Here is an 11,930-nt window from a genome sequence, read left to right as displayed (position 1 = left end):
CGCAGCCGCGGCCCGCCGATAATCTGAGAGAGATTCTGTTGTCCGGCCGGCTCTGACCCGGGCCGCGACATGAGGTATGGAGTTCCGCTGCCGATTGGGGACCGCCGACGGCCGGATCCTCGAACGGGTGTGCGTGGCCGACAATGAGGCGCGACTACGCGCCGAATTGGAGCAGGAAGGCCTGTACATCTTCTCTCTGCGCCGTTCCGGCGTGTTCGGGATGCCGGCACAGCTTCTCCGGGCGACTCACCCCCTCGGTACCATCGGCCGGCGTCCTGGCACCCGCGAATTCACCGTCTTCAATCAGGAGTTGGCGGTGCTGCTCCAGGCCGGGATGCCGCTAGTGCAATCGCTCGACATCCTGCGCCGGAGAACCGACGCGCCGGCGCTCAAGGCTCTCCTCGACGATGTCTACGAACAGGTGCGAGGGGGTGTGGCGCTCTCTGAAGCGTTCGCGAGTCATGGCGACCTCGTGCCCGGTGTCTACACCGCCTCCGTTCTGGCCGGTGAGCAGAGCGGCAGTCTCGAAGCGACGCTTCGGCGATATGTCAGCTACGCACGGGTCATCAGCGGCGTACGTCGGCGCACGCTGTCGGCGCTTATCTACCCGGCGATTCTGCTTGCGCTTTCGGCCGGCGTGGTGGCAATCATCATGCTGCGCGTTGTCCCGGAGTTCGCCAGCTTCTACGAAGGGATGGGCGCCACGCTGCCATTGGCAACACGCGTACTCACCGGCATGTCGACTATTGCGCTCAGCTACGGCTGGCTGATTCTGCTGGCTGCCGTGGGCGTGGTCGCGGCCGTCTGGGGATGGTCGAGGCGGACTGGGCGGGGCGTCCAGCTTGACCGTCTGCTTCTGCGCGTGCCGTTCGCCGGCGGGGTCGCAACGAAGTTCGCTACGTCGCAAATGGCCCGTACGCTTGCGACGCTGCTGGGCGGGGGGATTCCGCTCGTGCAGGCTCTCGACGTGACGTCCCAGGCGGTGGGGAACCGTCATATCGCGCAGGAACTCGTCGAGGTGGCGAGAGACGTCAGAGGGGGGCAGCCGCTCGCTGGGTCGATGGATACGCGTGGCGGGTTCCCGGCCGTCGCGATAGAAATGGTGGAGGTGGGAGAATCGACAGGAGCCTTGGGCGAGATGCTGAACGCGGTGGCTGACTTTTTCGACGAGGAGATCGAGACGACGCTCGCCCGCTTTCTGACGCTCGTCGAGCCGATCCTCCTGGTGGTGATGGGGTTGGTGATCGCGGCACTGCTGTTGGCGTTGTACATGCCGCTCCTGCAGTTGGGGACAATTGTGTGATGGCCGAGACGGACGCCGCCGCAACGGGAATCCCGGAGAGCACGGTTGTCGACCCGGCGGTCGAGGAGGAGCGCACGCGCGAGTTGGCGGAGCGCTACCGGCTCGACTTTGTCGACATGAGCGCGTTCGTCATCGACCAGGAGTTGTTGCGATCGATCCCGGCCGACCTGATGCTTCGTTACCGCTTCGTTCCGCGCCGCCGCAACGGCGAGGCGCTTGAGATCGTCGTCTCGGATCCCACCGACCTGCCGATGATCGACGAGCTTTCCCTGTTGCTCGGCACGACGGTCACGGTAACGGTCGGAACGCCGTCGGCGATCGACGCGATTCTCTCGCGCAGTGAGAGCTCTCAGCGCGTGCTTGATGAAGCAACCGAGAGCTTCGGCCTGCAACTGCTCCGCGAAGACGATGCTGGCGAAGAGGCGCTGACCGTCGAGCGGCTCACAAGCGATCTCTCGCCCGTGATCAAGCTGGTTGATTCGATCATCTACACGGCTATTCAGCGGCGCGCGAGCGATATCCACGTCGAGACCCAGGATGACGCCGTGCACGTCAAGTATCGGATCGACGGCGTTCTGCAGCCGGCGATGCGGCCAATCGACCGCCAGTTCCATGGGGCGGTCCTTTCCCGGATCAAGGTGATGGCCGAACTGGACATCGCCGAGAAGCGGGTGCCGCAGGATGGGCGGTTCAAGTTGCGCATGCCGGGCAAGGCGATCGACTTCCGGGTGTCGATCATGCCCAGCATCCATGGCGAGGATGCGGTGATCCGGATCCTCGACAAGACGTCCATCAGCGAACAGTTTCGCGAGCTGCGCCTCGACATTCTCGGCTTCCGGAAGGACCTGCTTCGCCGGTTTCGCCGCGCCATCGCGGAGCCATACGGCATGGTGCTCGTGACCGGCCCGACCGGCAGCGGAAAGACGACCACGCTCTATGCGGCGCTTTCGGAGATCGCCTCACCGGAGGACAAGATCGTCACGATCGAGGATCCGGTCGAGTACCAGCTAAAAGGGATCACGCAGATCCCGATCAACGAACGCAAGGGGTTGACGTTCGCGCGCGGCCTGCGGTCGATCCTTCGCCACGATCCGGACAAGATAATGGTGGGCGAGATCCGCGACCCGGAGACGGCGCAGATCGCGATTCAGTCCGCGCTCACCGGACACCTGGTCTTCACGACCGTGCATGCGAACAACGTGATCGACGTGCTCGGCCGCTTTCTCAATATGGGTGTGGAGCCCTACCAGTTCGTCTCCGCCCTCAACTGCGTCTTGGCCCAGCGGCTGGTTCGGACCCTCTGCCGAGATTGCCGCCGGCCGGCGGAGCTGACCGAGTCAGCGCTCCGCGAGTCGGCAATCGATCCGGCGGCGGCTGCGGGGCATGCGTTGTACGAGGGGAGCGGCTGCATCGAGTGCGCCGGCACGGGTTATCGGGGCCGCACGGCGATAGGGGAGCTTCTCGACCTCACCGACGAGCTGCGCGAGATGATTCTGGAAAGGCGCCCGGCGTCGGAGATCAAGGTGGCAGCTCACGCTACCGGGATGCGGTTTCTGCGAGAGGCTGCTGTCGAGCAGGTGCTCGCGGGCCGGACAACTCTGCACGAGATCAACAAGGTGACGTTCGTTGCCTGAGCGGGGAGCGTTCGGCCGCATGTTGCGGGCGCTGGCGGTATCGCCGGGACCGTCCTCAGCCGTGTCGATTGGCGCCGATCATGTTTCCGTTGTCCAACTCGCGCGCGGGAGTGGTCCGCCGCAGCTCGCAGGGTACGCCCGTGTCGGATTGCCGGACGGAGCCGTGACTCCGTCGATCACCGGCCAGAACATTCAGGATGCGCAGGCCGTCAACGGCGCGGTCGACGAGGCTCTGCGGCAGCTGCCGCGCCGTCCGCCCCGCGTCGCCCTCGTTATGCCGGATGGTGCGGCGAAGGTGTCAATCATCCGTTTCGACGAGCCGCCGATTCGCGTCGCGGATCTCGATGAGCTGATCAGGTGGCAGGTAGGGGGTTCGGCGCCGTTTCGCCTGGACGAGGCGCAGCTCGCCTGGACGCCTGGGGTCCGGGACGACGCGGGGGCACAGTCCTTCGTAACCGTGTTGGCCCGGCGCGATGTCGTGAAGGAATACGAGGCAGTCTGCGATGCCGTAGCAGCGCGGGCGGGAGTGGCGGATCTTGCTTGTATCAATCTGCTCAACGCGGCGCTGGCCCGCGGCGCGGGGGACGACGGTGGCGACTGGATGCTGGTGCAGACCGTGGGGGACGCTGCCTCGATAGCGATTGTTCGTAGTGATCGACTCCTCTTCTTCCGCCACATGCCGGCTGATGGCGGACGGGTCGAGGACCTCGTGCACCAGACGGTGATGTATTACCAGGATCGCCTCGGAGGCCGTGGCCTGATGCGCGCGCTGATCGTGGGGGAGGGGCATGTCGACACCGTCATCGCCGAGCGGTTGCCGGAGCTTCCGACCGAACGCCTCGTCGATCGGCTGGCGCCGCTCATGGACGACCGGGGCGCCGGCGGGACGGCGCCTCTGGAACTGCTGGCGGCGCCGATAGGGATTCTGCTGCGCGATCGGTCGCGAGCAGTGGAGATGCCCGCAGCCTGACAGTACGATCCGATGCTGACGACGAACCTCGCGACGCGTCCCTTCTACAACGAACGCGCAATTCACTTGGGACTGGCGGTAATCGGCTTCGCAGCCATCGTGGTTCTGGCCTTCGGCGCGGTGCGCCTGGTCGAGCTTTCCCGCGCGGCGGACCTGTTGACTCGCGAAGCGGAGGTGGCGGAGCGTGACGCTTCCGCGATTACCGGCCGGAGCACGGCCCTGGAGCGAGGCCTCGGGGAGGAGCACGTCGATTCACTTGCCTCCGCCGCGGGAGAAGTGAACCGGCTGATTGCGCAGCGCAATTTTTCCTGGACCGGCTTCTTCAATCTGATTGACGAGACGCTTCCGCCCGGGGTGATGCTGACGGCGGTCCGGCCGGACACAGCCGATGGCGTGCTGGCCCTTGAGCTGGGTATGGTGGGGCGGAATCTCGCGGAGATCGATCAGTTCATCGAGCGGCTGGAGGCGACCGGCGCGTTCATGGACGTGCTGGTGCGCCAGGCGGAACTTGCCGAGGCCGGAACCTACCGGGCGCAGGTTCGTGGGCGGGTCGCCCCGGCGGCGGCGGCCAGGGCAGCCGGGTCGGACGCGGAGGGACGATCGTGACCGATTCGGCCTGGACCTTCGCCCGGCGCGTCGTGACTGAGAAGCGCGTGGCGGTGTCGGCGGTGGCAATCCTGTTGGCGGTCGACGCCGGGTTGTGGGGATTCGCGGTCTACCCCTGGACGGTGAAGTTGGCCAACGCCGAGCAGCGCGCATCGGGGGCGGCTGCCGCACTGGCCGTGGCCGAGCAGCGACTCGCAAGCAGCACTGCCGCGGCCGATGGGCTGACGCGTGTCGATACGGAGCTCCGTACCTTCCGCAGCAGTCTGTTGCCGTCCGATTTGCCGGGGGCGCGGGCGATCGCTTTCTCGCGGCTGGCCTCCCTTGTCGATATGCACGGCCTCATGATGGAGCGGCGCGCGTCGGAAATCGACACGGACGCGACGAGTAGCCTCGAGCGGCTCCGCGTCTCGATGGTGGTGCAGGGCGTCTACCGCGACCTGCGGCAGTTCATCGCCGCGGTGGAGGCCTTGCCCGAGTTCTTGGTGATCGAAGAGATTCTGCTGAGCGGCGGCGAAGACGTGGAGGGAATGCAGGTCCTGACGCTAGGTCTGGCGACGTACTACCTGAACGCCACGGCCGAGGGGAACGATGATGCGACTCCCGCGCAACCGTAGCGAGCGGGGCTACTCCTTTGTCGAGCTGCTGATCGTCAGCGTCATCCTGCTGATCCTGGCGTCGGCCGCGGCGCCGCTTGCCCGCGTAACCGTGCAGCGGCAGCGGGAGACCGAACTGCGCCGCGCGCTGCGCGAAATGCGAGTGGCGATTGACAACTACAAGGATGCCGTCGACCTCGGCGTGATCGCCGGGCCGGATGTCGATCCGCAGAACCAGGGCTATCCGCCGGATCTGCAGACTCTGGTTGACGGGGTCGAGCCGGTTGACGAGAACGCGGGCGAGGTGATCCGGTTCCTTCGGCGAATTCCCATCGATCCGATGACGCGCGAGGCGGATTGGGGGCTGCGGTCGTACCAGGACGATCCGGACACGGCCCGCTGGGGTGGGGAGAACGTCTATGACGTCTACTCCCGCGCTCGCGGCACCGCGCTCGACGGCACCCGCTACCGCGACTGGTGATGTCGACAACGACGAAAGGGCGTTGCACGTTCCGGTGCAACGGATGGACGCTGATCGAGCTGACGATAGTCATCTCGCTCATCACGGTTCTGTCGACCATCGCGCTGGTCGGTTACCAGAGTGCCGTCACCCGCTCGCGGGAGGCGGTGCTGAAGGAGGATCTTTTCCGGATGCGCGACGCGATCGATCAGCACTACGCGGACCGGGGCGAGTACCCGCCGGCACTCGAGTCGCTTGTGAGCACGGGCTATCTCCGGGCGATCCCGGTCGATCCGTTTACGGGATCGGCGGACACCTGGCAATTGGAGCCGGCCCCCTCCGATCCGGCCGATCCGTTCGCACGCGGGGTGTACGACGTGCGGAGCGGATCGGAGGCGGTGGCGCTGGACGGAACCAACTATGCGGAGTGGTAGCCGGGGCCGGTCAGGGCGCGGGCGGAGGGATTCCCGCATCGGACGCGCACCGGAGGGCGGTTATGCGATGGCGGCGCTTCTCGTCAGCCTGGCTGTCCTGAGTGTGGTGGCGTCGATGGCGCTCCCTGCGTGGCGACATGCCGCCCAGCGGGAGCGCGAAGCGGAATTGGTCTTTCGGGGTGAGCAATACGCGCGCGCCATCATGCTCTACCAGCGCGAGCAGCCCGGGGCGTTTCCTCCCGATCTCGAGACTTTGGTCGAGGGGCGGTATCTCCGGCGCGCGTACCGGGACCCGATGACCGAAGATGGCGAATTCCGTCTGATCCTCCCGTCGGAACTGGGCGGGACGGCTGGCGGTGGGGAGGAAGCACCGCCCGCGGGGACCGACCGTACCGGCGGTGCGGATCCGGCCATGACGGGAGACCGGGCGATCGGAGGTGACCACGACCCCGGCGGCGTCGAAGGCGGCGTCGCTGGTGTGGCGAGCCGGAGCACCACGTCTTCCATCGGCCAGTACAACGGCGCCGCGCAGTACGACCAGTGGTTGTTCGTCGTCGACTCGGCGGGCGACCCGTCAACGGCACCGGGTTTGCAGTAGACCGGGTGACGGGGGATTCTGCCCTCGTATCCTCCGCGCAGACCAACATCGCGACTCGCGCGTCTCAAGAGCATGAACCTCGACAGGAGGCGCACCATGCGACGGATTGGATACCGAGCGTACGTCGGCGCGCGCGCGGCGGTGCTGGCTGCACTGGCCATGGCCATTCCCGTCGCCGCCCAGACCGAGCGGGAGTTCGAGTGGCGCGGCAACGATTCTCGCTTCGTAATGCCGGAGTTCCTGTCTCCAGCCCGTGACGTAAGCTGGATCGGCATCGCGATCCGCGATGCCGACGATCAGGACGTCGGTGCGACGGTGACTGTCGTGACCGATGGAAGTCCCGCGGCGCAGGCCGGGCTGCGTGAGGGAGACGTCGTCGTCGAGTTCGACGGCGAGCGGGTCCGGAGCAGCCGGCATCTCGCGAGGGTGGTCCGGGAAACGCCAGTCGGGCGGCAAGTGACGCTCGAGGTGCTGCGCGACGGCGAGAGTGAGACACTGACGCTTGCTACCGCGGAACACCCCGGCTTCCGTGGGCGGGCGTGGATGTTCACAAGTCCTGAAGGAGAGTTCGACATCGATGAACTCGAGCTGCATTTAGGCGAACTGTCCGAGCGCCTGGAAGAACTGGAGTTGCGAGACATCGTGGGCGACGCCCTGCTGCGCCTCGAGTCTGCGCCGGGCCGCCTCGGGGTGCGCGTCCGTGGCGTCGACGGACAATTGGCCGACTACTTTGGCATTGAGCGGGGACTGCTCGTGACACACGTCGAGCCGTCCACTCCAGCCGCGGAGGCTGGTTTGCGCGCGGGCGACGTGATTACGATGATTGATGAGACCGCGGTCGAGGGTCGCCAGGAGCTTCGACGGTATCTCCGCTCGGTCGACCCGGCTGAGGAGTTCACACTGAGTATCGTTCGCGACGGTACGCCGTTGTCGATCCACGTCACGTTGCCTGACGCCGGTCCGTAGCCGTCAGATCGCGCGCAAGCCAGACGGTCAATACCGCCCCTGCCCCAAACAGGAGAGCGGCGAACGTGCGCGTTCCGAACAACCACTGGTGGGTTGCCGCCAGCGTCGCATAGACTGCCGCGCCACCAACCGCCCAGCGTCGCAGAAGCGGTGCGACCGGCTCAGGTGGCGCCTCACCGGCGGCGGTGGCAATCGGACGCCATCCGGGGCCGGCCGGGCGGGCGCGGCGGTAGAAGGCAATCAGGTGCGGGAGGGGGTCGGGTGGCGTTGCGAGCGTCACCGCGATCCACCAGCCGGTGGTCCAGGGGACCAGATAGAGGAGGGAATCAGGGAAGGGGATATCGGTCAGAGTCCGAAGTAGGACGAAGCCGACGGCGGACGCGACCAGGGCGGTAATCTCCGACAACGCGGTCACACGCCACCAGTACCACCGGAGGATCAGCACCAGGCCAAGTCCGGCCGCCGCTTCCAGCATGAACTCCCAGGCCTGCCGGACCGAGTCGAGCCAGAACGTGATCGCCCCGCTCACGATCATCAGGCCGATCGTCGTGAGGCGAGAGACGGTGACCAGATGGTTCTCGGTCGCGTCCGGTCGAACAAATCGCCGGTAGCCGTCGTGTACCAGGTACGACGTGCCCCAGTTCAGCTGGGTCGATACCGTCGACATGTAGGCAGCGAAGAAGGCGCCCACGAGCAGGCCGCGCCAGCCGGCGGGAAGATGATCGCGAATCAGCATGATGTAGCCCGCCTCCGGGTCGGCGAGGCCAGGGTAGAGGACGAGCGAGGCGAGTGCGGCCAGCACCCAGGGCCAGGGGCGTAGACAGTAGTGCGCCAGCGTAAACCACAGTGTCGCCAGGACGGCATGGCGTTCGTTCTTGGCCGACAGCATCCGTTGAGCGACATAACCGCCGCCCCCGGGCTCCTGCCCCGGATACCAGCTCGCCCACCATTGCACGCCGAGGTATGCGAAGAACGCGCCGAGGGGCAGTAGCAACGTGCCGGTCGTGAGTGACAGGTCGGAGGAGCCGACCGCCGGCAGCAGGCGGAAGGTCGATTCCGGCAGCGCTGCCCGCAAGCCCTCGATCCCGCCCACCGCGGGCGTGGAGAGTGCGTAGTACGCCAGCGCGACGGCTCCCGTCATGGCGACGACGAACTGCACTACATCTGCTGCGACGACTCCGCGGAGTCCGGCGAGGGCCGCGTAGGCGCCGGTGGCCGCCAAGCCGATCAGCACCGCGGTCAGACGATTCCAGCCCAGAGCGATGGAGAGCACCTTCGACAACGCCAGGTTTACCCAACCGATGACCAGACAGTTGACGGGAAGGCCGAGCCAGATCGCCCGCAGCCCGCGCAGCAGCGCCGCCGTCCTGCCCGTGTAACGAATCTCTACGAACTCCACGTCGGTCAGGATGCCGGCGCGCCGCCAGAGTCGTGCGAAGCAGACGACGGTCAACATGCTGCCGAGGGCCGCGTTCCACCAGAGCCAGTTGCCCGCGATGCCGTTTGTTGCCACCAGGCCGGTTACCGCGAGCGGGGTATCGGCGGCGAATGTCGTCGCGACCATGGAAGTTCCGGCGATCCACCACGGGAGGTTGCGGCGGGAGAGAAAGTAGTCCGACAGACTCCGGCCTGCCCCTCGTCCGGCCAGGATGCCCACCGTAATCGGAAGCGCCAGAGTTACGGCTAGCAGGAACCAGTCGAGCGGCGTCAGGAGCATGGGTGCGTCACCGCCGCATGGACGGCCGAATGGAAGCCGGGGCGGAATTGCAGGATCGCTTCGTTCTTTCTCGACGGGTGGACACGGTTGGTGAGCAACACGATCGAGAGGCCGGCGTCCGGATCGATCCAGAGCGACGTGCCGGTGAACCCAGTATGGCCTATGGAGCGCGGCGAGAGGCGCTCGCCGCATGACGACGTAGGGCGCATCGTGTCCCAGCCGAGAGCGCGCGAGCTGCCGGGAACATCGGTGCACCTGCAAAATGTCTCGAAGGTCGCAGGCGAAGCAATCGTAGCGTCGCCGTTGAACCCGCGCAGGATGTCGCGCGCGAACGCGCTGACCGCCGCCGCCGTGCCGAAGAGGCCGGCGTGCCCTGCAGCACCACCCAGCGCCCACGCGTTTTCATCGTGAACTTCCGCAACGAGGGTTCGTCCGCGCCAGGGATCCTGTTCCGTCGGGGCGGTCCGGGGCCGCCAGGATGCGGGTGGGTGGTAGCCGATTTCTCCCCAGCCGCGCTCCGCGGCGAAGTGAGCGAACTGTTCCGCCAGACCGGCGCCGTCCGGGTGCCGGTTCGACAGGATGAAACCGAGCAGAATGAAACCGAGGTCACTGTAGACGGACCGCGTTCGGGGGGGGTACTCGAGCGGCAGCTGGCAGACGGACGCTTCGAACTCTGCGCGATCCGCGTGGTCGCGATAGAAGGGAAGATGCGCCGTCAGACCGGAGCAGTGCGCCAGCAGATCGCGCACGGTGACTTGTCGGCGGTCGTCGCCGCGCCAGCCGGTCAATGCATCGCCAACACGAAGATCGAGCGGCGTCACGCCAGCATCAGCCTGTCGCATGGCAATCGTTGTCGTGGCTACCACTTTTGTGAGTGAGGCCAGGTCGAAGATGGTCTCCGCGGTGACCGCCGGGCTGTCCTGGCCGAGAGTGAGATGTCCGGTCGCGCAACTCCAGACGGGGCCGTCAAGGGTTCCTGCCTCGGCGACGGCGCCTGGGAAGACGCCGTCGGCGACCGCATCACGGAGCTGTTGTTCCGCCCGAGAGAAACTGCTCATGCGAGCCCCTCCCGCTGGACCGCGCGTTGCGCGAGCGCTCCGGCTCCCACTGTCGCGATGGCGCCGACCAGAACGTACCACTGCCACGACAACGCGGTGAACAGCGTCACCGCGAGCAGTACCGCCACTCCCACCGCCAGTCCCGCGACGCCGGCCCGGGCCGCGGGCGGCGTCCGCATCGTGCTCAGGACGAACAGACCGAGCATCAACCCGCCGGCGAAGAACTGCACGCGCAGGACGTCGTCAATAACGCGTTGCGACAGTCGGATAGCCAGGAGCGCGACGCAGACCTGCGCGAGAGCCCACACGAGCGTGGTCATCCGAGATGTCCACAGAAGACGCGCGTCGTCGTCGGGACTACGGAAACGGGCCAGATAGAAGTCGCCAATCGTCGATGCCGCCGACGAGTTCAGCGAGGACGAAAGCGTCGACATGGCCGCCGCCAGAATCGCGGCCAGCACGAGGCCGCGCAGGCCGGTGGGCAGGTGCATCATCAGGAACCGGGGAAAGACCTGATCGGCCTGTAACGCACCTGCCGTCGTGATTGACTCCAGGGCTCCCGGTGGCGCAACGGTTTCGTAGAACGCCCAGAGTAACAGACCGATGGCGAGGAAGAGTGCGAATTGCGCCAGGACGAAGACTCCGCTCAGGCCAAGGGCCAGCCGCGCCTCGCGAAGCGACCGGCTGCACAGATAGCGTTGCACGAACATCTGGTCCGCGCCGTGCGTGGCGGCCGTGAAGACGGCACCGCCAATGACGCCTGACCAGAAGGTGTAGTCCCGGGTCAGATCCCAGGCAAAGTCGAAGAGCGTCAGTTTGCCGGCCATCGAGGCGGCCACCCAGGCGCCGGCCAACCCATCCGGCAGACGCCCCACGAGTATCGTGACCGCTGCAAGCGCGCCGGCCAGGTACAGCCCGAGCTGCACGACGTCCATCCAGATCACGGCACGCATCCCACCGAGCCATGTGTAGGCGAGCGTAACGGCGGCAATGGCTGCTATGGCGAGCCCGAGAACAAGGGTTTCAGAGGGTGCGGCGGTGTTGGTCGACTCGGCCGCGACCGTGACCATCGCCGCCAGCACGACCGCCGTCGCGAAGAGTCGCAGGCCGTCGGCGATGTTGCGCGTGGCCAGGAAGACCACTGCCGCGGCCCGGCCGAGGCCACGCCCCATCCGCTCCGTCAGCAGTTGGTAGACCGAGAGCAGATCGCGACTGAAGAAGGCGGGAAGCAGGAACGCGGCCACCAGTAGCCGTCCGACGACATAGCCGAATGCCAGTTGCAGGAATGTCAGATCGCCGGCAAAGGCGTAGCCGGGTACGCTGATGACAGTCACCGTGCTGGTCTCGGTGGCGACGATCGATGCCATGATCGCCCACCAGGGGGCTTGGCGGCCGGTCAGAAAGTAGTCGCGGACGCCATCGCCGCCCCGTAGTCGGCGGCCGAACCACAGGGAGAAGGCGAGGTAGAGAATGACGACCGCGAAGTCCAGTAGAGGCATCTGGCAGTCCCGGCCACCGGGCGGATCGCGCGGCCGGCGTCGGTTTGACGCGCGGCCGGCGGCCGGAGTATAAAGCACGGTTGACTTGCCGA

General features: G+C 66.5%; 12 protein-coding genes. 9 read left to right on the top strand and 3 right to left on the bottom strand.

The genetic code is table 11. The features are described from left to right. Positions 1 to 76: 76 nt before the first annotated feature. The 9 genes from F4Y45_09215 (at position 77) to F4Y45_09175 (ending at position 7,564) form a co-directional block, all read left to right on the top strand. Positions 77 to 1,303 carry a type II secretion system F family protein gene (locus tag F4Y45_09215; GenBank protein MXY24686.1) on the top strand — a complete coding sequence of 409 codons (1,227 nt, stop codon included), beginning with the start codon at positions 77 to 79 and terminating at the stop codon, positions 1,301 to 1,303. Next, complete coding sequence (locus F4Y45_09210) at positions 1,303 to 2,937, top strand: type II/IV secretion system protein (protein MXY24685.1); 1,635 nt, start codon at positions 1,303 to 1,305, stop codon at positions 2,935 to 2,937. Before F4Y45_09215 ends, F4Y45_09210 begins: the two co-directional genes overlap by 1 nt. After that, on the top strand, positions 2,930 to 3,907 hold the full coding sequence (locus F4Y45_09205) for a hypothetical protein (protein ID MXY24684.1): 978 nt from the start codon (positions 2,930 to 2,932) through the stop codon (positions 3,905 to 3,907). Before F4Y45_09210 ends, F4Y45_09205 begins: the two co-directional genes overlap by 8 nt. Positions 3,908 to 3,919: 12 nt before the next feature. Continuing rightward, positions 3,920 to 4,513: a hypothetical protein gene (locus tag F4Y45_09200; GenBank protein MXY24683.1), complete on the top strand. Its 594-nt coding sequence runs from the start codon at positions 3,920 to 3,922 to the stop codon at positions 4,511 to 4,513. Then, complete coding sequence (locus F4Y45_09195) at positions 4,510 to 5,127, top strand: hypothetical protein (GenBank protein MXY24682.1); 618 nt, start codon at positions 4,510 to 4,512, stop codon at positions 5,125 to 5,127. The genes F4Y45_09200 and F4Y45_09195 overlap by 4 nt, the downstream gene beginning before the upstream one ends. Then, on the top strand, positions 5,105 to 5,587 hold the full coding sequence (locus F4Y45_09190; GenBank protein ID MXY24681.1) for a type II secretion system protein: 483 nt from the start codon (positions 5,105 to 5,107) through the stop codon (positions 5,585 to 5,587). Before F4Y45_09195 ends, F4Y45_09190 begins: the two co-directional genes overlap by 23 nt. After that, positions 5,587 to 6,000 carry a type II secretion system protein gene (locus F4Y45_09185; GenBank protein ID MXY24680.1) on the top strand — a complete coding sequence of 138 codons (414 nt, stop codon included), beginning with the start codon at positions 5,587 to 5,589 and terminating at the stop codon, positions 5,998 to 6,000. Before F4Y45_09190 ends, F4Y45_09185 begins: the two co-directional genes overlap by 1 nt. A gap of 67 nt (positions 6,001 to 6,067) precedes the next feature. Further along, the gene (locus F4Y45_09180; GenBank protein MXY24679.1) at positions 6,068 to 6,598 is read left to right on the top strand and encodes a type II secretion system protein; all 531 of its coding nucleotides are present in this window, start codon (positions 6,068 to 6,070) and stop codon (positions 6,596 to 6,598) included. Positions 6,599 to 6,670: 72 nt separating this feature from the next. Beyond that, positions 6,671 to 7,564 (top strand): PDZ domain-containing protein, encoded by an 894-nt coding sequence (locus F4Y45_09175; GenBank protein MXY24678.1) that lies wholly within the window; start codon positions 6,671 to 6,673, stop codon positions 7,562 to 7,564. Here F4Y45_09175 and F4Y45_09170 read toward each other — a convergent pair. The 3 genes from F4Y45_09170 to F4Y45_09160 are packed head-to-tail and all read right to left on the bottom strand — an operon-like array spanning position 7,539 to position 11,838. After that, entirely contained in the window at positions 7,539 to 9,281 is a 1,743-nt protein-coding gene (locus F4Y45_09170; protein MXY24677.1) for a Na+:solute symporter, read from the bottom strand. The two genes, F4Y45_09175 and F4Y45_09170, sit on opposite strands and share 26 nt — an antisense overlap. Continuing rightward, positions 9,272 to 10,339 carry a beta-lactamase family protein gene (locus F4Y45_09165; protein MXY24676.1) on the bottom strand — a complete coding sequence of 356 codons (1,068 nt, stop codon included), beginning with the start codon at positions 10,337 to 10,339 and terminating at the stop codon, positions 9,272 to 9,274. Before F4Y45_09165 ends, F4Y45_09170 begins: the two co-directional genes overlap by 10 nt. Then, complete coding sequence (locus F4Y45_09160; GenBank protein MXY24675.1) at positions 10,336 to 11,838, bottom strand: hypothetical protein; 1,503 nt, start codon at positions 11,836 to 11,838, stop codon at positions 10,336 to 10,338. Before F4Y45_09160 ends, F4Y45_09165 begins: the two co-directional genes overlap by 4 nt. Positions 11,839 to 11,930 lie beyond the last annotated feature (92 nt).

The sequence above is a fragment of the Acidobacteriota bacterium genome, from assembly GCA_009838525.1.
Taxonomy (GTDB): Bacteria; Acidobacteriota; Vicinamibacteria; order Vicinamibacterales; family UBA8438; genus VXRJ01.
Note: the sequence above shows the minus strand (reverse complement) of the source record. Positions and strands in the feature narration are given on the sequence as shown.